This window comes from Frigoribacterium salinisoli (assembly GCF_054781095.1).
The window spans coordinates 1-21,803 of record NZ_BAAGVB010000004.1 but is presented as its reverse complement, the minus strand read 5'-3'; the positions used below and the strand labels follow the sequence as shown (position 1 = coordinate 21,803).

Genomic DNA, 21,803 nt, shown 5'->3' with positions numbered 1-21,803 from the left:
AGGCGGGAAGCGCGGAAGGGTAAACCGTGGATCGAAGGCCTGCGGGGAAGCCCCGCACCCCAGTCGTGGGGAGGAGAGGTCTTCGAGCGGGCGCCCCGCGGCCCCGGTGCCCGTGTCCCCACCGCCGGTCGCGAGCGGACCTCGGCGTGCGAGACTCCCCCCGTGACGACGACACGCGTGCGCAACTGGGCCGGCAACCTCGAGTACTCCGCGGAGCGGGTCGCCCGGCCGGGGTCGGTCGACGAGCTGCGCGAGCTCGTCCGCGGCGCCCGCCGGGTGCGCGCGCTCGGCACGCGGCACAGCTTCAGCGACGTCGCCGACGGTCCCGGCCTGCTCGTCTCCACGGAGCTGCTGCCCGCGCAGCTCGAGGTCGCCGCCGACCGGAGGACCGCCACCGTCTCGGCCGGTTCCACCTACGCGGTCGTCGCGACCGCCCTCGAGGCCCAGGGCCTGGCCCTGCTCAACACGGGCTCCCTGCCGCACATCTCGGTGGGCGGCGCGATCTCGACGGGCACGCACGGCTCGGGCCTGGCCCTGGGGTCGCTGGCGAGCCAGGTCGCCGCGGTCCAGATCGTCGGCGCGGACGGGTCGCTGCGCCGCGTGGCCCGCGGCGACGCCGACTTCGGCGGCAGCGTGCTCGCCCTGGGCGCGGTCGGGGTCGTCGTGGCCGTCGAGCTCGACGTGCAGCCCAGCTTCCGGATGCGGCAGGACACCTACCTCGACCTGCCCTGGTCGGCCGTCGACGACTCGCTCGTCGACGTCCTCGCGGCCGGCTACAGCGTGAGCCTGTTCCACGAGTTCGACGAGACCGTGCGCGAGCTGCTGGTCAAGACGCGCGTACCCGAGGGCCGCGACGACGTCGACGTCCCCGACGAGCTCTTCGGCGCGCGACGCCGGCAGGTCGACGAGCACGAGCGCGTGGCGGCCGCCGACGACGTGGCACCGTCGCACATGACCCCGATGGACGGCACCGTGGGCGCCTGGCCCGACCGCCTGCCGCACTTCAGGATCGACGCCACGCCCTCGGTGGGCTCCGAGCTGCAGAGCGAGCACTTCGTGCCGCTCGAGCACGGCGCGGCGGCCCTCCGGGCGCTGCAGCGCTTCGGCGCCGACCTCCGGCCGCACCTGCACACCTGCGAGACGCGCGTCGTCGCGGGCGACGACCAGTGGCTCTCCCCCACCCCCGTCGACAGCCTGGCCATCGCGTTCACGTGGAAGGACCACCCCCGCGAGGTCGGCGAGCTGGTGCCGCGGGTCGAGCGCGCGCTCGGCGCGTGGGGGCCCCGCCCGCACTGGGGCAAGCTCTCGTCGATGCCCCGCGAGCAGCTCGCCGTGGCCTTCCCACGGCTCGACGACTTCGCCTCGCTCGTCGCCCGCGTCGACCCCGAGGGGGCCTTCCGCGGGCCCTACCTGGAGCGCCTGCTCGGCTGACCGGCCCCTCCTGCCACCGCGCAGGAGGCGCGGCCCCGGTCCGGCGCGCACGCCCCGTCGGGCACGACCCCGGTGGCGACCAGGGGCCTATCGGCCGTCGGGCACGCCCTCGCCCGTCGGGTCGGGACGACCGGCGTCCCCGAGCTGCGCCCCGCCCGCGGCGTCGCCGTGCCAGTCGACCAGCCGCCAGCCGTCGTCGGGCTCGCCCTCGACCACGACGACGCCCGTGTTCTCGAGCTGGTGGGTGCGGAGGAACCCCTCGTCGCGCCCCGTGGACCGGCCGGCGGCCCAGCACCGGATGGCCGCTCCGTGGCTGACGACGGCGAGCGTGCCGTGCCCGGCGGCGTGCGCGGCGGCGACGGCGCTCGCGATCCCCGCGTCGTAGCGGGCGAAGAACTCGTGCCCCGACTCGCCGCCGGGCACCTGCCGGTCGAGGTCGCCCTCGGCCCAGCCGACGACCGCCGAGAGGTAGGCGTGCACGGCCTCGGGGTCGGAGCGCCGCTCGAGGTCGCCGGCGCTGATCTCGCGCAGCTCGCCGATCTGCAGCGGCTCGATCCCGAGCGCGGCGACCAGCGGGGCGGCGGTCTCGTGGGTGCGCACGAGGTCGGTCACCACGACGGTGCCGAGGGACTCGCCCGCGAGCGCGGACGGCAGCGCGGCGGCCTGGCGCCGCCCCAGGTCGGTGAGCCCGGGGCCCGGGACGTCGGTGTCGAGCTCGCCGAGCACGTTGGCGGGCGTCTGGCCGTGGCGGACGAGCAGGAGGCGCATGACGCCCAGCCTACGGGCCGCCGCCGACGAGGCGGCCGCGCCTCAGGCCCAGGCCCCGGCGCCGTCGACGCGCGCGTCGGCGCGGACGAGGGTGGGGCGCACCAGCCGCGCGGCGGCCTCGTCGGGACCCTCCGCCCAGGCCCGGGCGGCCTCCTGCGCCATGCCGAACGCCGCGTGCCGGGCGGCGAGCCGGTCGAGGCGCAGGTCCCGGGGCACCTCCACCGCCCAGGTCTCGTCGACGACGTCGCGGACCGACCGCCAGGGCCCCTCGTCGACGAGCAGGTAGTTGCCCTCGCTGACGACCACCTCGATCTCGGGGCCGACCTCGATGGCGCCGCCGAGCGCCTCCTCGACGCCGCGGACGTAGTCGGGGGCCCAGACGGTGACCGGTGCGTGCTCCCGCAGGCGGCGCAGGAGGGCCAGGTAGCCCTCGCCGTCGAAGGTGTCGATCGCGCCCTTGCGATCGAGGCGGCCGAGCCGCGCCAGGGTCGAGCCGGCGAGGTGGAACCCGTCCATGGGCACGCCGACGGCCGGCACCCCCGACGCGACCAGCGCGGCGACGACGGAGGCCGCGACGGTGCTCTTGCCGCTGCCGGGCTCGCCGGCGACGCCGACGAGGAGGCGGCGGCCGGGCCGTTCCGTGCGGAGCACGCCCACGCGGGCCAGGGCGTCGGCCGGCGACGCGATCGGGCGCGCGCTCACGTCACTCGTGCGCCGTGCGGCCGGAGGCACGCCCCTCGGCCTCGAGGCGCGCCGCGGCGGCCTTCTCGCGCCTCGTGACGGTGACCTTGCGCAGGCCGGTGAGGACGATCGGCAGCACCGAGAGCAGCACGAGCACGATCGCCCAGAGGTCGATGTGGTCGGCGATGATCGGCACGCCCCCGAGCAGCGAACCGAGCACCGTGAGGCCGACCGCCCAGAGGAACGCGCCCGTGACGTTGAAGAAGAGGAACCGCGGGTAGCGGTACCCGGCCGTGCCCGCGGCCAGCGGCACGTACGTGCGCACGATGGGCACGAAGCGGCCCAGGATCAGCGACTTGCCGCCGTGGCGGGCGAAGAACGCCTCGGCCTTCTCGAGGTAGGCGGTCTTGAGCACGCGGGCGTCGTCCTTGAAGAGGCGGCGGCCGAAGCGGTTGCCGAGCAGGTAGCCGACCTGGTCGCCGAGGAACGCCGCGACGAAGGCCGTGCCCGCGAGCAGCCAGATCGGCAGGCCGAGCGGCTCGTGCAGCACGCCCGCGGTGAAGAGCAGGCTGTCGCCGGGCAGGAACGGGAACAGCACGCCCGACTCGACGAAGACCATGAGCGCGACGATGCCGAGCGCCCACGGCCCGAACTGCGGCAGGAACTCCTGTGGCTCGAACAGCGTGAAGCCGCCGAGCAGGGGCAGGGCGGCGGGCAGGGAGGCGAGGGTCGCGGCGATCGTCACCGGGGCACCCTAGCAACGGCTGTCGTCGCGCCCCTGGCACCGTGCGGTCGGCCGTGGGATCGACCCCGCGGGTCGGCCGAGCGGGGGATGCGCCCGGGGCGGACCCCTCGGTACGGTCGGCAGCATGGAGACGACCGCATGATCGAAGCCCACGGACTCACGAAGCGCTACGGCCCCAAGACCGCCCTCGACGACGTCACGTTCACGGTGCGCCCCGGCGTGGTGACCGGGTTCCTGGGCCCGAACGGTGCCGGCAAGTCGACGACCATGCGCATGGTCGTGGGCCTCGACCGCCCCACCTCGGGCACCGTGACGGTCAACGGCACCTCGTACGCGGCGCACCGGGCGCCGCTGCACGAGGTCGGCGTCCTGCTCGACGCGAAGGCCGTGCACAAGGGCCGCAGCGCGCGCGACCACCTGCTCGCCATGGCCGCGACGCACGGCATCGGCAGGAGGCGCGTGGACGAGGTCATCGGCCTCACCGGCCTCGAGCCGGTCGCGAAGAAGCGCGTCGGCGGGTTCTCGCTCGGCATGGGCCAGCGCCTCGGCATCGCGGCCGCCCTGCTCGGCGACCCGCGGACGGTCATCTTCGACGAGCCCGTGAACGGCCTCGACCCGGAGGGCGTCACCTGGGTCCGCCAGCTGTGCCGCCACCTGGCGGGCGAGGGGCGCACGGTGTTCCTCTCCTCGCACCTCATGAGCGAGATGGCCCAGACGGCCGACCACCTCATCGTGCTCGGCCGCGGCCGGGTGCTGGCGGACTCGCCGCTCCGCGACGTCATCAGCGGGGCCTCCGGCGTGGGCGCGCGCGTGCGCAGCCCGCACGTCGACCACCTCGTCGGCCTCGTCCGGCCCGAGGCGACCGACGTCGTCGCCCTCGAGCCCGGGCTGGTCGAGCTGCGCGGCGTCAGCGCCGCGCGCGTCGGTGAGGTCGCGGCCTCGGCCGGTCTCGCGCTGCACGAGCTCACCCCCGTCGAGCGCTCCCTGGAGGACGCCTACCTGGCCCTCACGCAGGACGCCGTCGAGTACCACGCCGGGACCACCGGCGCACCGCAGGAGGCCGCACGATGACCACGACCACCGCTCCCGCCCGCACCGGCCACTCCGCCGGCCGCGGCGTCACCTTCGGCGGCGTGCTCCGCTCGGAGTGGATCAAGCTGCGCAGCCTCCGCTCGACGTGGTGGTGCGCCGCCCTCATCGTCGTCGTCATCGTCGGCTTCGCCGCCCTGCTCTCGAGCGTCACGGGCTCGGGCCCCGAGGGCACGCCGGGCGCCCCGGCGCCCGAGGGCCTCGACCAGCAGCTGGCGCTCTCCGCGCTGACCATCGGCATCGTCTTCGCCCAGCTCATCGCGGCCGTGCTCGGTGCCCTGATCATCACGGGCGAGTTCGGCACGGGCATGATCCGTTCGACCTTCGCGGCCGTGCCCCGACGCACCGCGGCACTGGTGGCGAAGGTGCTGCTCGTGGGCCTGCTCACGCTCGTCGCCTCGGCGCTCGGCCTGCTCGGCGCACTGGGCGTCTCGCTGCCCCTGCTCGACGGCGCCGGGGTCTCCCCCGACCTCGGCGACGGCAAGCTGTGGACCGCCCTGCTGGCGGCGGCGGGGAGCGTGGCGCTCATCGCGATGATGGCGTTCGGCATCGGCGCGATCATCCGCAACGGCGCCGGCGCGATCGCCGCGGCCGTGGGCATCGTCTTCGTGCTGCCGATCCTGTTCGCGCTCCTCGTCAACAGCGTGCAGGACGCGGCCTGGCCGAGCGACCTGCAGGAGTTCTCACCGGCGCAGGCCGCCACGCGCATGTACGAGTACACGCTCGAGGGCAGCGACAACCCGTTCGTGCTGCCGCCGGTGGACGGCGCGATCGTGCTGGACCCCTGGCAGGCAGCGCTCGTGCTGGCCGGCTGGGTGGTCCTCTTCTTCGTGATCGGCCTCGCCCTCGTGAAGCGCCGCGACGTGTGAGCGGCACGCAGCACCAGCGCTGAGCGACACGCGTCGCGCAGATCGATCGGCCGGTCGGGAATGATCCCGACCGGCCGACGCTTGTCCCGGAGCGGTGCACCGCGTCGGACCGATCCCCCGGGCGCGCACCCCCTGACACATCCAGCTGCACCCGACCGGGCCCGCCCGGTCGGCACCGCCCGAGCGAGGAGCACGCCCGTGACGAACGGAACGACCACCAGCACGACCGACGCCGACGGGACGGACCGCACCGGCGCCCCCGGCCGGGTCGCCGAGCCCACGGGCGCCGCCGCCGACGGGCGCGCCCCCGACGGCACGGACGCGGCGCTGGCCGCCCGCGACCGCCTCGTCATCGGGCTGCTGCTCGTGTCGGCGTTCGTCGTGATCCTCAACGAGACGATCATGGGCGTGGCCCTGCCGCGACTCATGGCCGACCTCGGCATCACCGCCACGGCCGGCCAGTGGCTGACCACCGCGTTCATGCTCACGATGGCGGTCGTGATCCCCGTCACGGGGTTCCTGCTCCAGCGCTTCAACACGCGCCCGGTGTTCCTCGCGGCCATGACCCTGTTCAGCACCGGCACGCTCGTCGCGGCCCTCGCGCCCGGGTTCGGCGTGCTCCTGCTCGGCCGCGTCGTGCAGGCCAGCGGCACGGCGATCATGATGCCGCTGCTCATCACCACGGTGCTCAACCTCGTGCCGCCGGCCACGCGCGGCCGCACCATGGGCAACATCTCGATCGTCATCTCGGTCGCGCCCGCGGTCGGACCGACCATCTCGGGCCTGATCCTCCAGGCGTTCAGCTGGCGCGCCATGTTCCTCTTCGTGCTGCCGATCGCCCTCGCGGCCCTCGCGCTCGGCGCCTGGAAGATCGTCAACGTCTCCACGCCCCGTCGCGCCCCCCTCGACGGCCTCTCGATCGTGCTCTCGGCGCTCGGCTTCGGCGGGCTCGTCTACGGCCTCGCCACGCTCGGCGAGGGTGGCGAGGCAGCGGTGCCCGCGTGGGTGCCCGTCGTCGTCGGCGCCCTCTCGCTCGTCGCGTTCGTCCTGCGCCAGCGCTCGCTGCAGAAGAGGGACGCGGCCCTGCTCGACCTCCGCGTCTTCCTCTCCAAGGCGTTCACGATCTCGACCACCGTGCTCGGCGTGAGCATGATCGCCCTCTTCGGCACGCTCATCCTGCTGCCCCTCTACCTGCAGCAGGTGCACGGGCTCGACACGCTGCCGACGGGCCTCCTGCTGCTCCCCGGCGGCATCGTCATGGGCGTGCTCGCCCCCGTCGTCGGCCGCTTGTTCGACCGCTTCGGCCCGACGCCGCTCGTCGTGCCCGGCACGATCGTCGTGAGCGCCGCGCTGTGGGCCTTCACGACCGTCGACGAGGCGACGCCGATCCCGTTCGTGCTCGCGATGCACGTGCTGCTCAGCATCGGCCTGGCCTTCACGTTCACGCCGCTGTTCACCTCGGGCCTCGGTTCGCTGCCGCAGAAGCTGTACTCGCACGGCTCGGCGACCGTGAGCACGATCCAGCAGGTCGCGGGCGCGGCCGGCACCGCGCTGTTCATCACGACCATGACGCTCGCCGCGGCAGCCGCCAGCAGCGACGGCGCGGGCGACGTGACGGCCGCGGCCGAGGGCGTGAGCTCGGCGTTCTTCGTGGGCGCGTGCATCTCGCTCGTATCGGTCGTCGGCGCGTTCTTCGTGCGCCGCCCGGCGAACCTGCCCGCCGACGGCGTCCCGATGGGGCACTGACCGCAGCCGGCACGCCGCCGCCCCGGCGCGCGCGCCCGCCCGCCCGCACCCCGGGAACCCGCCTGCACCCCAGACCCGTTCCTGGGGTGCACGCGTGTTCCTGGGGTGGACCGGCACGGCGGCGGCGCGGCGCGGCGGCGCGGCCGCGCGGCGGCGGCGCAGGAGGGGCGGGCCGGCTCAGCCGCGGACGAGCGGCTCCTGCCCCGCGAGCTGAGGGCCGAGGCCGATGTCGACGACGACCACCTCGCCGGCGAGGTCGCGGGCCGGCGCCAGCAGCAGCCCCGCCTTGCACGCCCCGAAGGTCACGGTGACGGCCGCGGGGAGCACCACCGGCGACGGCACGGCGCCGTCGTCCGGTCCCGTCCCGCTCGGCAGGTCGCAGGCCACGACGATCGGGGCGCCCTCCCCGGCGAGCGCGGGCAGCAGCGCGGCGACGACCGCGGCGGCCGCACCGCGGAGCGCGGGGTCGTCGCCGGTGCCGGTGCCGAGGATCCCGTCGACGACGACGTCGACCCCGCGGAGGCGGGCGCGGGCCGTGGCGGGGTCTTGCCAGTCGTCGACGGGCGAGGTCGCGACTCCTGCGCCCGTGGCGGCGGCGGAGCCGTCCTCGTGCACGCGCGAGCCGAGGGCGACGCTCGTGACCTCGACCCCCTCGGCGGCGAGCTCGGCGCCGGCGAACAGCGCGTCCCCGCCGTTCGAGCCGCTGCCGACGAGCAGCAGCACGCGACCGCGGTCGGCCCGCCCGGCGGCGGCGAGCCGTGCCCGGAGGCGGCGCCGCACCTCGGCGGCGAGCCCGGCGGCGGCGCGCGCCATGAGCGGTTCCCCGGCCTCGAGCAGCGGTCGTTCGGCGGCGCGCACCTGCGCGGCGGAGTACCCGTCCATGCCGCCATGGTGGCCCGCGCGACCGGCCGCCGACCGCCGGGGTGGGAGGATGGACGGATGCGCGCGACCACCCCGAACCCCGTCGACGGCGTCGAGATCGCGTGGGAGGCCGCGGGCGAGGGGCCGCCGCTGCTGCTCGTGCACGGCTCGGGCCTGTCCCGCGGCACCTGGCGCGGGCTCGGCTACCTGCGCGACCTGCAGCGCGACTTCACGGTCGTCGCCGTCGACCTCCGGGGCCACGGGCGCAGCGGCACGCCCCACGACGTCGCCGCCTACGACACCGACCGGCACCTGGGCGACGTGCGGGCCGTGCTCGACGCGGCCGCCGCGGCGGGGGCGGTCGACGGCCCGGTGCACTACGTCGGCTACTCGTTCGGCGCGCGCCTCGGCCTGGCGCTGGCGGCCGCCGAGCCCGAGCGGCTGCGCACCCTCACGACGATCGGTGGCGACTGGGCGCCCATGGACGGCGACATCGCCCGCACCTTCACGCCCCGCTGGCGCGAGGCGCTCGGCACGGGTGACATGGCCGCGTTCCTCGACGCGTGGGAGGAGAGCGCAGGAGGCCCGCTCGACCCCGGCACGCGCCTCGCCTTCGCGCAGGACGACGCGCTCGCCCTGCGCGCCTACTTCGAGGCGGCCGAGCTGAGCCCGGGGGTCCCGCTCGACGTCCTCGCGGGCGTCAGGACGCCCACGCTGCTCGTGGCGGGCACGCGCGACGAGCGTCGCGCGCAGCACTCGCAGGAGGCTGCGAAGGCGATGCCGGACGCCCGCTTCTCGTGGCTGGTCGGGCAGGACCACGGGTCGAGCCTCCTGCCGGTGGACGAGGTCACCGACCTGCTGCGCACCTTCCTCGAGGCCGTCGAGGGCTGACGTCCGGCCGGGGCGCCGACCGCCTCACCAGGTGAGCACGAAGCGGCCGCGCACGCCGCCGCCCTCCATGCGCCGATGGGCGTCGGGCGCCTCGGCCGCGGGCAGCACCTCGGCCACGCGCGGGGTGAGCACCCCGTCCTCGACGGCCTGGCGGAGCCCGTCGAGCGACTCGCCCGAGAGGTACTCGCCGAACACCATGACCTGCTCGAAGCGGACGTCGCGCTCGCCGGTGCCCTGCCAGCCGCGCACCGCGACGAACGAGCCGCCGTCGCGGAGCGCGGGCAGCGCCTCCTCGTGCTGCAGGGCCGTGTCCACGAGCCCGTCGACGCCGTCGGGGAAGAGGGCCCGGACGGCGTCGGCGAAGCCCGCGCCCCGCTCGACGACGTGGTCGGGACCGAGCGAGTCGACGAGGGCGCGGTCCTTCTCGGCGCTGTCGGCGACCACGACGAGGCCCTGCTCCTCGGCGAGCTGCACGAGGTAGTTGCCGAGCAGTCCGGCCGACCCGGTGACGGCGAGCACCTGACCGGGCTCGAGGCCCATCAGGTGGAACGACTGCACGGCGGTGAGCCCGTTCATCGGCACGGTCGCGGCCTGCTCGAGCGTCGTGCCGGCGGGGACGCGCGCGAACGAGCCGAGCGGAGCAACGAGGCGCTCGACGTAGGCGCCCCCGTGCTCGCTGAGCGGCAGGGCGATCGCCATGACCTCGTCGCCGACCGCCCACCCCTCGACGCCGTCGCCGACCTCGTCGATCGTGCCCGCCGCGTCCATGCCGGGGACGTACGGGGGTCGGGCGTCGCCCGTGTCCCGCCCGCCCGATCGCACCCCGGCGTCGGTGGGACTGACGGCCGAGGCACGGACCGCGATGCGGACCTCCCCCGGGCCCGCGTGGGGCTCGGGCACCTCGTGGACGGCGAGGGCCTCGGGCCCTCCGAACTGCGTGACTCCGACGACCTTCATGGCTCCCGGTCTACGCCGCCGACCTCCGAGCGCGGTGCCCGCCAGCGCTCGCTCCGAGGGTGGTTGTTAGGATAGCCTTGCCTCACTTGTCGGACCTCGACCCGGACGGAACCCCTGTGACCCCTCGCTCCCGCCCCGCCCTCGCCCTCACGTCCCTCGGGCTCGGGCTCGGCCTCGCCCTCGCCCTCACGGCCTGCTCGGGCGCGGGCGCCCCGCTCGACGCCGCCGCACCCGGCGACGACGCCCGCACCGTGACGATCTCCGGCAGGGACGGCGACGTCACCGTGCCCCTCGAGCCCGAGCGCGTGGTCGCGCTCGACAGCACGAGCTTCGAGACGCTGCGCGACTGGGGAGTGACGCCCGTGGCCGCCCCCAAGGGCCTCCTGCCCCGCGAGGGCTTCGAGGACTGGCTGGCCGACGACGACATCGCCGACGTCGGGACCCACCGGGAGCCCGACCTCGAGGCGGTCGCCGCGGCCGAGCCCGACGTCATCATCGGCGGCTACCGGTTCGCGGAGTACACCGACGAACTGGAGCGGATCGCGCCCGTCGTCGACGTCGCGGGCAGCGACGAGCACGACGGCGGCTACGTCGCGTCCCTGGAGCACCAGGCCGAACAGCTGGGGCGCCTCTTCGACCGCGAGCAGGACGCCGCCGAGCTCGTCGCCGCGTTCGAGCGGTCGGAGCGCGCCGCCGCCGACGCCACCGACGGCGAGAGCGTGTTCCTGGCGGTCGTCTCGGGCGGCAGGATCGACAACGGCGCCCAGCGCCTCGGCCGCATCATCGAGCCCCTCGACCTCGTCGACGTCTTCGCGGGCGACGAGGGCGACGTGCACGGGGACTCCGGGCTCGCACCCGAGACCATCGCCCAGGCCGACCCCGACTGGGCCATCGTCATGGACCGCGACGCCGCGATCGGCGAGGGCGACTCGCCCGCCGCGGCCGTCTTCGCGGCGCAGGAGGCCTTCGCCGGCACGACCTTCGGCCGCGAGGACCACGTCCTCCACCTCGACCCCACGTTCTACACGCGCGAGAGCCTGCAGTCGTACCAGGAGGCGTACGACCAGATCACCGCGGCGTTCACCGCGTGACCGCGGCGCCCCCACGGGCGGCCGACCCCACCGGGGCGCCCCGACCCGTGGCGGTCGGACCCGCGGGCCCGCCCGCTCGCCGGCGCCGCCGCCTCCTGCTCGGAGCCCTGGCGGCCGTGACGCTCGCCCTCGTGGCGGCGTCGCTGGCGATCGGCGGCTACGACATCACGCCGCGGGGCCTGCTCACCGACCCCGCGCAGCGCGAGATGTTCCTCGTCAGCCGGGTGCCGCGGACGCTCGCGCTCGTCTTCTCGGCCGTCGCCCTGGGGATCGGCGGCGTCGTGATGCAGCTCGTGACCCAGAACCGGTTCGTCGAGCCGACGACCGCCGGGACGACCCAGTGGGCCGGCCTGGGCCTCGTCGTGATGCTCGTGCTCGTGCCCGGGGCACCGCCGCTCGTGCGCATGCTCGCCTGCAGCGCCTTCGCGTTCGTCGGCACGATGCTGTTCCTCGGGGTGCTGCGCGGCGTCCGCGCCCGCGGTGGGCTCGTCGTGCCGCTCGTGGGCATCATGCTCGGTGCGGTGGTCGGCAGCGGCACCCTGCTGCTCGCGACGACGTTCGACCTGCAGCAGTCGCTCGGGGCGTGGCGGTCGGGCGGCTTCAGCAGCGTGGTGCGCGGCTTCTACGAACCGCTCTGGGCGGTCGCCGCCCTCGCCGTCGTGACGGTGGTCGTCGCCGACCGGCTCACGGTCGTGGGCCTCGGCCGCGACGTGGCGACGAGCCTCGGCCTGCGCTACCGGCGCACGGTCGTCCTCGGCGTCTCGCTCGTGGCCCTCTCGTCGGGCGTGACGAGCGTGGTCGTGGGGTTCCTGCCGTTCCTCGGACTGATCGTGCCGAACGTCGTGTCGGCGCTGCTCGGCGACGACGTGCGGCGGAACCTGCCGTGGGTGGCCCTGCTCAGCGCCGCCCTGCTCGTCGCGTGCGACCTCGTGGGGCGCACCGTGGTGGCGCCGATGGAGATCCCGGCCTCGGTCGTCCTCGGCGTGGTCGGCGCCGCCGCCTTCCTCGCGCTCGTCCTGTCGAGGGGGCCCCGTGCCGCACTCTGATCCCGCGCAGGAGGCCCGCCCCGGCCCCGTCCCGCACGGGGGCCCTGCAGCCGGGGCCGACCGGCGCGCACGGCTCGACCGGCGCGCACGGCTCGACCGGCGCGCGCCGCTCGACCGGCGCGCACGGCTCGACTGGCGCGCACGGCTCGTGCTCGTCGGCGCCGTGGCGGTCGTGCTCGTGGCGTGCTTCCTGTTCCTGTTCGTGAAGGGGCCGCTGTCGTTCACGCTTCCGCGCCGGGCGACCTTCGTCGGCGCGATGGCGGTCGTCGCGTTCACGCAGGCCGTCGCGACCGTGGCGTTCCACACCGTGACGGGCAACCGGATCCTGAGCCCCTCGATCCTCGGGTTCGACTCCCTGTACGTGCTCGTGCAGACCACGGCGGTCTTCGCGCTCGGCGGCGCGACCGTGCAGCGCGCCGACGGGCTGGCGTGGACCGTGGCCCAGACGGTGCTCATGGTGGTGCTCGCGACCCTGCTCTACCGGTGGCTCCTCACGTCGAGACGGGGCGGCATCGTGACCCTCCTGCTGGTCGGCGTCGTCCTGGGCCTCGCCTTCGACTCGCTCTCGAGCTTCCTGCAGCGCCTGCTGTCGCCCACCGAGTTCGACGTCCTGCAGCTCGATCTCTTCGGCCGGATGAGCGCCGTCGGCGCCGACGAGCTGCCGCTCGCCGTCGCCGTGTGCGCCGTCGTCGGCGTGCTCGTCTGGCGTCGGCGCGACCGGCTCGACGTGCTGCTGCTGGGTCCCGAGCACGCGACCGCGCTCGGACTGTCGTACCGCCGCGAGCTCACGACCGTGCTCGTGCTCGTCTCCGTGCTCGTGGCGTTCTCCACGGCCCTCGCCGGGCCGATGACCTTCTTCGGGTTCCTCGTCGCGACGCTCTCCTACCAGGTGGCCGGCGACTGGCGTCACCGGGCCGTGCTGCCCATGGCGTTCCTCCTGGGCCTCGCCACCCTCGTCGGCGGGCAGTTCGTGCTGCAGCACGTCTTCTCCGCCAACGGCTACCTCACGATCCTCCTCGAGGGCGTCGGCGGACTGGTGTTCCTGACCCTCCTGCTGCGGAAGAAGGCGCTCACGTGATCGAGTTCTCGGACCTGACCAAGGCCTACGCGGACGAAGTGGTGCTCGGCCCGGTCGCGGGCCGCATCGGCTCCGGGGGCATCACCGCGCTCGTCGGGCCCAACGGCGCCGGCAAGTCCACGCTGCTCTCGGTGATCGCCCGCCTCCTCGAGCCCACGTCGGGCACCGTGCGCGTGGCCGGGCTCGACGTCGCCACGACGCCCTCGTCCGAGATCGCGAAGCGCCTCGCGATCCTCCGACAGGACGCCCACGTGCTCGCCCGGCTCACCGTGCGCGACCTCGTCGGCTTCGGGCGGTTCCCGCACTCGCGGGGACGGCCGGGTCCCGACGACCGCCGCATCGTGGGCGAGGTGCTGGAGTTCCTCGGGCTCGAGCCGCTCGCCGACCGCTACGTCGACGAGCTCTCGGGCGGGCAGCGCCAGCGCGCGTTCGTCGCGATGGTGCTCGCCCAGGACACCGAGCACGTGCTGCTCGACGAGCCGCTGAACAACCTCGACATCGAGCACAGCGTCCGCATGATGCGCCACCTGCGCCGTGCCGCGGACGAGCTGGGCCGCACCGTCGTCGTCGTCGTGCACGACATCAACTTCGCGGCCGCCTGGGCGGACCGGGTCATCGCCCTCCGGGACGGGCGCATCCACACCTCGGGCACGGTCGACGAGGTCGTGCGTGCCGACGTGCTCACCGACGTCTTCCGCACCCCCGTGACCGTGCACGAGGTCGAGGGGCGACGGATCGCCGTCTACTACCGCGGGGACTGACGCGCGCGGGGCCGGGCACCCGGACGGTGCGGCTACCCCGCTCGCCGACCGGCGAGCAGGGCGTAGAGCAGCGGCACCACCGACGTGACCAGGAGCACGGTGCCCAGGCCGTCGTCGTCGGCCCGCAGGACGGCGCCCGCGACGAGCGTCGCCCCGAAGACGACCGCGGCCAGCACCCGCCGGGCGGTCCGCTCGATGCGCGACAGCTGCTTCTCGATGCGGGGGCTGCCCACCTCGAGGGTGCCGTCCTCCAGGCGGCCGACGAGGTGGTCGAGGCGCCCTGGCAGCCGCGCCGCCACGGCGAGGGCGTCGGTGGTCCGCCGGGCGACGTCCTGGACGGCGTTCCCGCGCTCGTCCCGGACAAGGCGCGCGGCGTAGGGCTCGACCGAGTCCCACAGGTTGAAGGCCGGGTCGAGCGCGCTCGCCACGCCGGAGGTCAGGGTCACCGCGCGGAGGACGAGCAGGAAGTCCTCGGGCAGCTGGAAGGGCAGCGACCGGATGAGATCGCCGAACTGGCCCGCGAACTCGCGGTACTCGCGGGGGTCGACCTCCCTCAGCTCGGCGAACCCCATGCCGCCGAAGCGCGCGAAGGTGGCCGTGACGGCGCGCTCGAGCTCGTTCGTGTCGGCGGTCGGCAGCAGGACGCCGAGGTCCCGCATGGCGCCGACCATGCCGCGGCCGTCGCGCGACGCCGCCGCGATGAGCAGGCGCCGCAGCCCGGTGCGCGTGCCCGGCGGGACCTCGCCCATCATGCCGAAGTCGATGAAGGTCAAGCGCCAGGGCCGCTCCCCCTCGGCCGCGGCGACGGGGGTCACGAAGATGTTGCCGGGGTGCGGGTCGGCGTGGAAGAAGCCGTGCGAGAACAGCTGGTCGAACATCACGGCGGCGAAGACGGGGGCGACGTCGACGGGATCGATGCCCGCGGCGAGGAGCCCCTCGTGATCGGTGATCTTGATCGCCGAGACGTCCTCGAGCACGAGGACGCGGCGCGTGCTCCGCTCCCACACGACCTCGGGCACGGCCACGCGGTCGTCGTCGGCGAAGTCGGCCGCGAACCGCGCCGAGGCCGAGGCCTCGTGCAGGTAGTCGATCTCCTCGAGGCTGGTGCGGGCGAACTCCTCGACCAGCGCGGGGGCGTCGACGCGGTCCGACACGAGGCGGACGTGGCTGAGCCAACCGCCGACCTTGCGGAGCGCGGCGAGGTCGACGTCGACGATCCGGTCGATGCCCGGGCGCTGCACCTTGAGCACGACGTGCAGGAGGCCCGTGTCGGCCTGGTCCGCCGGCCCCAGCGTCGCACGGTGCGCCTGCCCGAGCGAGGCCGCGGCGATGGGCTCGGCGGACACGGCGGAGAACACGCGGTCGAGCGGCACCCCCAGCTCGGCCTCGGCGAGCGCCCGGAGCCCGGCGAACGGGACGGGCGTGACCTCGTCCTGCAACCCCTCGAGCTCCTTGGTGATCTCGGGCGGCAGCACGTCGAGCCGGGACGAGAGGTACTGCCCCACCTTGATCATGAGGCCGCCGAGGTCGAGCGCGAGGGCGTGGAAGCCGCGGGCGAAGCGCCGCATGCGACGGGCCCGCGTGCGCTCGGCGAGGCGCCGGAGCCCGAAGCGGGGCAGCACGAGCTCGAACCACCAGGTCACCGCCAGGTGGCGCGAGGCGAAGCGCAGGATGCGCCGGTAGCGGGCGCGACCGGCACGGTCGCGCACCGCGGGGCCGGCCTCGTCGGGTCGGGGCGAGGCCACCCGCGTCAGTCCCGGGCGAGGATCGAGTAGATGCGCCGACGGGCCTCGTCGAGGATCGCGACGGCCTCGTCCACCTGGGCGGCGGTGCCGGTGCGACCGATCTGGGCCGTCGCGCGCGCGAGCTCGACCCCGGCCCGGGGCAGGGCCGTGCGGCGGTCGCCCGAGGAGCGCGGGGGCGTCCACGGGTCGGACGGGTCGACGCCCGCGGCAGCGCGGCCGGCCTCGGTGAGCGAGTGGACCTTCCGCCCCTCGGCCTCCTCGGCCACGACCAGGCCCTCGTCGGTGAGCAGCTGCAGCGTCGGGTAGACGGATCCGGCGCTGGGCTTCCAGTCGCCGCCGCTGCGCTCCTCGATCTCGTGGATGAGCTGGTAGCCGTGCATCGGCCGCTCGGCCAACAGGGCCAGGATCGCGGTCCTGATCTCGCCCCGAGGGGCGCGAGCGCCGTCCCGACGGTCGAAGGTCGAGCGCAGCTGGTCCATGGCCCGCCACATCCCGTCCATGTCGACGCCGAACGAGCCCGGTGTGCGTGAGGTGCTCATGATGGTCTCCTGTCGAGGGTCGAACGATGCTCGAACGATATGCCCGTGACCTGGACCCGCACCGGGCGGGCGCCCAGGCGCCCGGGAGCCCGTCCGGGGACCGACCGACGGACCCCCTTGCGGCCGAGGACGATCGGCCCTAGCGTGAGGAGCGGTTGCCCCAGATCCAGGTCGCCTGCTCCTTCTCGAGCACGTACGACCATCTGGGAGGCGACATGACGAGCACGGTCCGTCCGATCGGGCGCCGCACCGGCCGCTGCTCAGGGCCCGGCCGCACGCAGGGCCGTCCCCTCCTCGACGACGTCGGCTCGGCGGGGTCGCCCGTCGCCAGCGCCGGGCACGGTCCGTCCTGGCAGCACCTCTGTCGGGAGCCCCTCCTGCTCACCACCTCCCCCGGCCCGACGCCGGACCCCTGACTTGCGCCCTCGTGGTCCCACCCGTAGACCTCGAGGACGCGAGCGGTCCTTCCCTAGGGGATCGCCACGGGGCGGGCACCTGGGACCCGAACCTCCAGGTGCCCGCACTCGCTCCCGCCCGCCCGGGCCCTCCCGCCCGTGCCCTGCCGTCGCCCTGCCGTCGCCCTGCCGTCGCCCTGGACCCAGGCCGGTCCCCCCTCGCCGCGCCCGCCCCCTCTCCCAGGAGACACGATGACCGCACCCGTCACCCCCGCCCGGACCGTCCTGCGCCAGGACGTCACCGACGCCCCGGCCGCCGCCTCCGCGGCGCCCGTCGGGGCCGCGGCCTTCCGCCCGACCACCCCGGGCGGCGCGCGCCGCCCCGTGAGCACGTACTCGGCCCTCCTGGTCCAGGTGAAGGGCGCCGGGCTGCTCGAGCGGCGCACCGGCTTCTACGGCCTCGTCTTCGGCGCGGTGACCCTCGCACTCGCCGGGACGGGCACCGCCTTCGTGCTGCTGGGCGACAGCTGGTGGCAGCTCGTCGTCGCCGCCGCGCTCGGCGTGGTGCTGACGCAGTACGCCTTCCTCACGCACGAGGTCGCGCACCGGCAGGTCTTCGCGACCGGCCCCGTCGGCGACCGGGTCGGGCGGGTGCTCGCCGCCGGCGTCGTCGGCGTCAGCTAGGCCTGGTGGACGACCAAGCACACGCGCCACCACGCCTCCCCGAACACCGTCGGCAAGGACCCCGACATCGACATCGCGGCCCTGGCCTGCCCGTGCTGCCCGAGGGCAGCCGGGTGGACTTCCTCACGCGCCAGGTGCTCACCTCCCGCAACATCCGGGGCGGCCGGTGGGTGACCTGGGCCATGGGCGGCCTCGACCACCAGACCGAGCACCACCTCTTCCCGAGCATGCCCCGGCCCCACCTGGCCCGGGCCCGTCAGCTCGTGCGGGCCCACTGCGCCGAGCACGGCGTCCCCTACACCGAGACCGGCCTCGTGCAGTCGTACCGGATCGTCGTGCGCTACCTCAACGACGTCGGCCTCGGGGCGCGCGACCCGTTCACCTGCCCCGTCGCCACGGAGCTGCGGCCCCGATGAGCTCCGCGGCCGTCCCCCCGAGGACCGTCGCCCCGGACTCCTGACCCGTCGCCTGGGAGGATGACGGCATGCTCTTCCTGGTCCCGGCCGCCGTGTTCGCCGCGCTCTACGTCGTCAGCCGACGACGCGACGTCCGCCGCCTGCGCAACGGGGTCTACCTCGTCGCCGCGGCGTGGTGGTCCTTGCTGGCGCTCTCCGCGCTCGCACCGCCGTTCCTCGCGTCGCTGCTGCTGCTCGCGGGCCTCGGCGTCCTCGTGCTCATCGGCGTCCTGGGCGTCTTCCTGATCGGCAACGGCGTCACCATGCTCCGGTCCGAGGGACGCAGCCTCGGCAACCTCCTGTCCCTCCTCGTCGGCGTCGCGATCCTCACGGTCCCTCCGCTGGGCGTCCTGCTCGTGACCGGCCTCGACGCGCGCCGCCTGCCCGCCGGGCTCGACCTGGCACTCATCTCGCTCGGACTCCTGCTGGTGCTCGCCTGCGCGTACGCGGCAGCGACCTTCACCGCGTTCGCCGTGTACTCCCTCGTCTACAGCCGCTACCGGCACACCCGCGAGCCCGCGGCACTCGTCGTGCTCGGCTCCGGCCTCATCAGGGGCGAGGTGCCACCGCTGCTGCGCAGCCGCCTCGACAAGGCCCTCGCCATCTACCGCTCCGTGCCGGCCCACGCGACCCGCCCGATCCTCGTGCCCTCGGGCGGTCAGGGCTCGGACGAGCCCCGCCCCGAGGGCGAGGCCATGGCCGAGTACCTCCTGGCCCAGGGCGCCGACCCCGCCGACGTCCACCCCGAGACCGCGTCCACCAGCACGCGCGAGAACCTCCTGTTCTCCCGCGAGGTGCAAGAGGCCGCGGGGCGCACCGGCGACGTCCTCGTGGTCACGAACAACTACCACGTGCTGCGCGCGGCCCTGCTCGCCAGGTCCATCGGCAGCACCGCACAGGTCATCGGCTCCCCCACCGCCACGTACTACGTGCCCAGCGCGTTCCTCCGCGAGTACATCGCCATCATGGTCGAGCACAAGCGCCTCAACGCCGCCGCGATCCTGGGACTCGTCGCGATCATCGCCCTCGGGGTCGTGATCTCGTCGTCGCCGCCCTGAGCGGGCAGGACGACGCGGCCGGCACCCCTCGCTCAGCGGTCGGCGTGCGGCACCCGCTCCTCACCGAGGCGTCGCGCGGCGGCGAGGTGGGTGGCGTCGGCGCGGCCGTGCTCGCCGGGCGCTCCTCCTCCCGGTCGTCGGTCACCGCCGTTCCGGCCGCGCCGCGTCCTGGCGCGGGGCGTGCGTGAGCGGGATCGTCACGGTCCCGTCGACCACTCCCGCCACGACGTCGGTCAGCGGCGCCTGGGTGCTGCGCGCGTGGTGGCGCAGGAGGCGGAACGCGGCGTCCATGTCGAGGCCGTGCGTGTGGGCGAGGACTCCCTTGGCCTGCTCGATGACGACGCGGGTGGCGAGGGCGCGCTGCAGCTGGGCGGACACGACGCTGACGTCCTGGACGACCCGCTCCTGCAGGATGCTGATGGTCGCCACGTCCGCGAGCGCCTGCCCGGCGATCGCGTCGGTCTCGTTGAGGGCGCCCTCGTGGTCCCTGAAGAGGTTCAGCGACCCGATGACCTGGTCCCGGAGGCGCAGCGGGATCGCGTGCACCGAGAGGTACCCGGAGCCCGTCGCGGCCTCGGCGAACACCGGCCACCTCTCCTGCAGCTCGGAGGCGTCGGCGACGGAGACGACGGCGCCGGTGGTGACGGCCTCCACGCACGGGCCCTCCCCGGCCCTGAGCTGCATCAGGCCGACGATGCGGCTGGTCTCGCTCGTGGACGCGATGACGTCCAGGTGCTCGACGTCGGGACCGAGGATGATCCCGGCCGCACTGGCGTCGAAGAGCTCGGTGGCACGGTCGACGAGGGCCTGCAGCAGGTCGATGACGTCGTACCCCGCCACGAGGGAGTCCGCCAGGGTGACGAACGTCTCGACGAGGAGGGCTTCACGGTTACGGGGCATGGTCCTCAGGTCCTTCAGTCGGTGACGGTGGAGAAGTCGATCGTGCGGGCCACGACGTCGGCCGCGACGTCGAGCACCGACCGACCGGTGGAGAAAGCGTGTCCGCGCAGGACGAGCAGGGCGTCGGAGGGGGTGACGTGCAGCTGCGCCAGGACCATGCCGGTCGCCTGGTGGACCTCTCGGCGGGAGTGGACGCCCGAGCTGACGCCGGTCTCGGCGTCCTTCCCCTCGGCAGCCACGAGGGCCCGGTGCAGCACCTGTCGGGCGAGCACGCGCGACAGCAGCCCGGCGTCCGCGACCTGCTGGTCGGAGAGCGTCATCGGGGTCCAGGAGTAGAGGTCGACGGCTCCGACGTCGATGCCGGCGACGACGAGGGGGAACGCGAACACGGAGCCGGTGCTCGTCTCCCTCAGGGCCGACATGGCCGCGGGCCACGCCGTCGTCGCCGAACGCTCCAGGTCGGGCTCCAGGACCGGCCTCCTCGTCCTCAGGGCCTGCCAGCAGGGCCCCTCGCCGAGGTCGATCTGGATCTCGTCGAGCCTGGCCGCACGGGAGCCGGACGCACAGACGGTCTCGGAGTTGAACGGGTCGCCGAGCGTCGAGACCGCCGCGCCGGACACGCCGAGGACCCGTACGAAGGGTCCGCAGAGATCGGCGTCGGCCCCGGTCGCGAGGGCGAGGTCGCGCGCGGCGGCAGCGACGCCGCCGAGGTCGGGGTCACGCACGGGGGTGCCCACGAGATGTCGTCGCGAGCGAGGTGGGTGCGTCCATGGGGCCTTCCGATCCAGCTTCGATCCTGGGTGAGGGGATGACGGAGCGCTGGGTCCGGGTACCTGCCGCTGTCCCCATCGTAGGCCACCCGTGCCGCCCACGTCCCGGTGCGGGCCCGCACCTCGCCCCGCACCCCCGACGACCCCTACCGTGAGGAGCGGTAGCCCCAGATCCAGGTCGCCTGCTCCTCCTCGAGCACGCACGACCTCCTGGGCGGCGCCGCGACGAGGAGCACCACCGACGGCTCCTCCGTCGTCGGCCGCCACCGCGTCTCCACCGACGCTCCTGGGACGGCGCCTCGGGGTGGTGCCCCGTCCACGGGAGCGACCTCATGGGACACCTGATCTACGAGCGGGGCGCGGCCGAGCTGCGCTGCGACGACCGGACGCTCGCGCACCTGCAGATCGTCGTCATCAACAAGCTCCGCCGTCGCGAGGCCTTCGCCCTCTCCTGGACCGAGCCTCCCCAGGCCGGCAGCGGGCGGAGCACGATCTGGCTGCACCCCGCCGTCAGCCTCCTGTTCCGGTTCAGGATCAGCGGCCCCGTGACGATCAACCACGCCTGGGTCGCGCTCCTCGCGCGGGCGGCCGACAGCCGACCGGGGCTGCAGATCCTCGCCGAGCCCCTCGGGGACCAGCAAGGGGCTGCCGCGCCCCGCTCCTCACCGCAGCTGGTCCGGTCCGACCGGCACTCCTGAGTCCGCCCCGCGGGGCGCGTAGTCGCTCGACGGGGAGAGGTCAACGGGTCACCGGGCGCCGCCCCGGCGGGTTCGCTGGACGGATGCTGCGCACAACGATGACGGTCGACGGGAAGCCCTACCTCCTCGCGCAGGGCCAGGACCTCGACGCCGTCGAGCGGACCGCGACGGAGGCGGTGCACCACGGCGGCGACCTCGTCCACGTGATCGTCCACGACGGCAGCCGCCTCGACGTCCTCGTCAGCCCCGGCGTCCCGCTCACGTTCGAGACCGAGGACGTCGACGAGCAGACCCGGGACGACCACCTGCACGCACCCTTCGAGGTCGACGTCCTCGACGGCGACCTCTACGACGACTGAGCGCGGGCGGACGCCGCGGGCGCACGGCGACGGCGCCGTCCCCGGTGGTGGGGGCGGCGCCGTCGTGGTGCTGCGGGTGGTGCTGTGGTGCGGGTGGTGCGGGTGGTGCGGGGTGTTACTCGGTGGCGGCGGTGATCTTGGCGACGCCGACGAGCATCTCGTCCTGGACCTGGTCGGTGCCGAAGG

The 21,803-nt window shown here is 74.8% G+C and carries 21 protein-coding genes and 1 pseudogene; 13 read left to right on the top strand and 9 right to left on the bottom strand.

The features are described 5' to 3' along the window. Positions 1-162 precede the first annotated feature (162 nt). Positions 163-1,431: an FAD-binding protein gene (locus ACYVHQ_RS10070; RefSeq protein ID WP_460512634.1), complete on the top strand. Its 1,269-nt coding sequence runs from the start codon at positions 163-165 to the stop codon at positions 1,429-1,431. 87 nt (positions 1,432-1,518) lie between these two features. Here the strand turns inward: ACYVHQ_RS10070 and ACYVHQ_RS10065 are convergent, their stop codons facing one another. Genes ACYVHQ_RS10065 through ACYVHQ_RS10055 form a run of 3 tightly spaced genes read right to left on the bottom strand, consistent with a single transcriptional unit; the run spans position 1,519 to position 3,625 of the window. After that, positions 1,519-2,199, bottom strand: coding sequence for a histidine phosphatase family protein (locus ACYVHQ_RS10065; RefSeq protein WP_460512632.1), 681 nt, complete (start codon positions 2,197-2,199; stop codon positions 1,519-1,521). 42 nt (positions 2,200-2,241) lie between these two features. Further along, a complete protein-coding gene (locus ACYVHQ_RS10060; RefSeq protein WP_460512630.1) occupies positions 2,242-2,901 on the bottom strand; it encodes a nucleoside/nucleotide kinase family protein in 660 nt (219 codons plus the stop codon). Position 2,902: 1 nt separating this feature from the next. After that, positions 2,903-3,625 (bottom strand): DedA family protein, encoded by a 723-nt coding sequence (locus ACYVHQ_RS10055; protein WP_460512628.1) that lies wholly within the window; start codon positions 3,623-3,625, stop codon positions 2,903-2,905. 138 nt (positions 3,626-3,763) lie between these two features. Between ACYVHQ_RS10055 and ACYVHQ_RS10050 the strand changes: the two genes are divergently transcribed. The 3 genes from ACYVHQ_RS10050 (at position 3,764) to ACYVHQ_RS10040 (ending at position 7,329) form a co-directional block, all read left to right on the top strand. After that, the gene (locus ACYVHQ_RS10050) at positions 3,764-4,696 is read left to right on the top strand and encodes an ABC transporter ATP-binding protein (RefSeq protein ID WP_460512626.1); all 933 of its coding nucleotides are present in this window, start codon (positions 3,764-3,766) and stop codon (positions 4,694-4,696) included. Beyond that, a complete protein-coding gene (locus ACYVHQ_RS10045; protein WP_460512624.1) occupies positions 4,693-5,583 on the top strand; it encodes an ABC transporter permease subunit in 891 nt (296 codons plus the stop codon). The genes ACYVHQ_RS10050 and ACYVHQ_RS10045 overlap by 4 nt, the downstream gene beginning before the upstream one ends. 198 nt (positions 5,584-5,781) lie before the next feature. Continuing rightward, positions 5,782-7,329: an MDR family MFS transporter gene (locus tag ACYVHQ_RS10040; protein WP_460512622.1), complete on the top strand. Its 1,548-nt coding sequence runs from the start codon at positions 5,782-5,784 to the stop codon at positions 7,327-7,329. A gap of 177 nt (positions 7,330-7,506) precedes the next feature. Here ACYVHQ_RS10040 and ACYVHQ_RS10035 read toward each other — a convergent pair whose 3' ends face one another. Continuing rightward, positions 7,507-8,211, bottom strand: a complete 705-nt coding sequence (locus ACYVHQ_RS10035) for an NAD(P)H-hydrate epimerase (protein WP_460512620.1) — start codon at positions 8,209-8,211, stop codon at positions 7,507-7,509. 57 nt (positions 8,212-8,268) lie between these two features. Between ACYVHQ_RS10035 and ACYVHQ_RS10030 the strand changes: the two genes are divergently transcribed. After that, positions 8,269-9,081, top strand: coding sequence for an alpha/beta fold hydrolase (locus ACYVHQ_RS10030; RefSeq protein ID WP_460512618.1), 813 nt, complete (start codon positions 8,269-8,271; stop codon positions 9,079-9,081). A 24-nt stretch (positions 9,082-9,105) separates the two neighbouring features. Here the strand turns inward: ACYVHQ_RS10030 and ACYVHQ_RS10025 are convergent, their stop codons facing one another. Further along, the gene (locus ACYVHQ_RS10025) at positions 9,106-10,038 is read right to left on the bottom strand and encodes an NADP-dependent oxidoreductase (RefSeq protein ID WP_460512616.1); all 933 of its coding nucleotides are present in this window, start codon (positions 10,036-10,038) and stop codon (positions 9,106-9,108) included. 116 nt (positions 10,039-10,154) lie between these two features. Between ACYVHQ_RS10025 and ACYVHQ_RS10020 the strand changes: the two genes are divergently transcribed. The 4 genes from ACYVHQ_RS10020 to ACYVHQ_RS10005 are packed head-to-tail and all read left to right on the top strand — an operon-like array spanning position 10,155 to position 14,014. Next, positions 10,155-11,129, top strand: coding sequence for an ABC transporter substrate-binding protein (locus tag ACYVHQ_RS10020; protein WP_460512614.1), 975 nt, complete (start codon positions 10,155-10,157; stop codon positions 11,127-11,129). A 47-nt stretch (positions 11,130-11,176) separates the two neighbouring features. After that, on the top strand, positions 11,177-12,175 hold the full coding sequence (locus ACYVHQ_RS10015; RefSeq protein ID WP_460512612.1) for an iron chelate uptake ABC transporter family permease subunit: 999 nt from the start codon (positions 11,177-11,179) through the stop codon (positions 12,173-12,175). Further along, positions 12,162-13,253, top strand: coding sequence for an iron chelate uptake ABC transporter family permease subunit (locus tag ACYVHQ_RS10010; protein ID WP_460512610.1), 1,092 nt, complete (start codon positions 12,162-12,164; stop codon positions 13,251-13,253). Before ACYVHQ_RS10015 ends, ACYVHQ_RS10010 begins: the two co-directional genes overlap by 14 nt. Then, entirely contained in the window at positions 13,250-14,014 is a 765-nt protein-coding gene (locus ACYVHQ_RS10005; protein WP_460512608.1) for an iron ABC transporter ATP-binding protein, read from the top strand. Before ACYVHQ_RS10010 ends, ACYVHQ_RS10005 begins: the two co-directional genes overlap by 4 nt. 32 nt (positions 14,015-14,046) lie before the next feature. Here ACYVHQ_RS10005 and ACYVHQ_RS10000 read toward each other — a convergent pair whose 3' ends face one another. Together ACYVHQ_RS10000 and ACYVHQ_RS09995 are read right to left on the bottom strand one after the other, a co-directional pair. Further along, a complete protein-coding gene (locus ACYVHQ_RS10000; protein WP_460512606.1) occupies positions 14,047-15,759 on the bottom strand; it encodes an ABC1 kinase family protein in 1,713 nt (570 codons plus the stop codon). 5 nt (positions 15,760-15,764) lie between these two features. Then, on the bottom strand, positions 15,765-16,298 hold the full coding sequence (locus ACYVHQ_RS09995; protein ID WP_460512604.1) for a PadR family transcriptional regulator: 534 nt from the start codon (positions 16,296-16,298) through the stop codon (positions 15,765-15,767). Between the two features lie 647 nt (positions 16,299-16,945). Between ACYVHQ_RS09995 and ACYVHQ_RS09990 the strand changes: the two are divergent. Then, a pseudogene (locus tag ACYVHQ_RS09990) lies at positions 16,946-17,793 on the top strand (fatty acid desaturase family protein). A 68-nt stretch (positions 17,794-17,861) separates the two neighbouring features. Beyond that, positions 17,862-18,890 (top strand): YdcF family protein, encoded by a 1,029-nt coding sequence (locus tag ACYVHQ_RS09985; protein ID WP_460512602.1) that lies wholly within the window; start codon positions 17,862-17,864, stop codon positions 18,888-18,890. Positions 18,891-19,031: 141 nt separating this feature from the next. Here ACYVHQ_RS09985 and ACYVHQ_RS09980 read toward each other — a convergent pair whose 3' ends face one another. Together ACYVHQ_RS09980 and ACYVHQ_RS09975 are read right to left on the bottom strand one after the other, a co-directional pair. After that, positions 19,032-19,790, bottom strand: a complete 759-nt coding sequence (locus tag ACYVHQ_RS09980) for a GAF and ANTAR domain-containing protein (protein WP_460512600.1) — start codon at positions 19,788-19,790, stop codon at positions 19,032-19,034. A gap of 14 nt (positions 19,791-19,804) precedes the next feature. Beyond that, on the bottom strand, positions 19,805-20,527 hold the full coding sequence (locus ACYVHQ_RS09975) for a GAF and ANTAR domain-containing protein (protein WP_460512598.1): 723 nt from the start codon (positions 20,525-20,527) through the stop codon (positions 19,805-19,807). Between the two features lie 365 nt (positions 20,528-20,892). Here ACYVHQ_RS09975 and ACYVHQ_RS09970 point away from each other — a divergent pair, with 365 nt between their 5' ends. Next, positions 20,893-21,258, top strand: coding sequence for a DUF7882 family protein (locus tag ACYVHQ_RS09970; RefSeq protein ID WP_460512596.1), 366 nt, complete (start codon positions 20,893-20,895; stop codon positions 21,256-21,258). Positions 21,259-21,341: 83 nt separating this feature from the next. Beyond that, on the top strand, positions 21,342-21,617 hold the full coding sequence (locus ACYVHQ_RS09965) for a hypothetical protein (protein ID WP_460512595.1): 276 nt from the start codon (positions 21,342-21,344) through the stop codon (positions 21,615-21,617). Positions 21,618-21,803 lie beyond the last annotated feature (186 nt).

Excerpts from the sequence above, each read along its gene's own strand:
- ACYVHQ_RS10065 (WP_460512632.1), bottom strand. The coding sequence starts at position 2,199 with ATGCGCCTCCTGCTCGTCCGCCACGGCCAGACGCCCGCCAACGTGCTC.
- ACYVHQ_RS10050 (WP_460512626.1), top strand. The coding sequence starts at position 3,764 with ATGATCGAAGCCCACGGACTCACGAAGCGCTACGGCCCCAAGACCGCC.
- ACYVHQ_RS10045 (WP_460512624.1), top strand. The coding sequence starts at position 4,693 with ATGACCACGACCACCGCTCCCGCCCGCACCGGCCACTCCGCCGGCCGC.
- ACYVHQ_RS10035 (WP_460512620.1), bottom strand. The coding sequence starts at position 8,211 with ATGGACGGGTACTCCGCCGCGCAGGTGCGCGCCGCCGAACGACCGCTG.
- ACYVHQ_RS10030 (WP_460512618.1), top strand. The coding sequence starts at position 8,269 with ATGCGCGCGACCACCCCGAACCCCGTCGACGGCGTCGAGATCGCGTGG.
- ACYVHQ_RS10025 (WP_460512616.1), bottom strand. The coding sequence starts at position 10,038 with ATGAAGGTCGTCGGAGTCACGCAGTTCGGAGGGCCCGAGGCCCTCGCC.
- ACYVHQ_RS09995 (WP_460512604.1), bottom strand. The coding sequence starts at position 16,298 with ATGAGCACCTCACGCACACCGGGCTCGTTCGGCGTCGACATGGACGGG.
- ACYVHQ_RS09985 (WP_460512602.1), top strand. The coding sequence starts at position 17,862 with ATGCTCTTCCTGGTCCCGGCCGCCGTGTTCGCCGCGCTCTACGTCGTC.
- ACYVHQ_RS09980 (WP_460512600.1), bottom strand. The coding sequence starts at position 19,790 with ATGCCCCGTAACCGTGAAGCCCTCCTCGTCGAGACGTTCGTCACCCTG.
- ACYVHQ_RS09970 (WP_460512596.1), top strand. The coding sequence starts at position 20,893 with ATGGGACACCTGATCTACGAGCGGGGCGCGGCCGAGCTGCGCTGCGAC.
- ACYVHQ_RS09965 (WP_460512595.1), top strand. The coding sequence starts at position 21,342 with ATGCTGCGCACAACGATGACGGTCGACGGGAAGCCCTACCTCCTCGCG.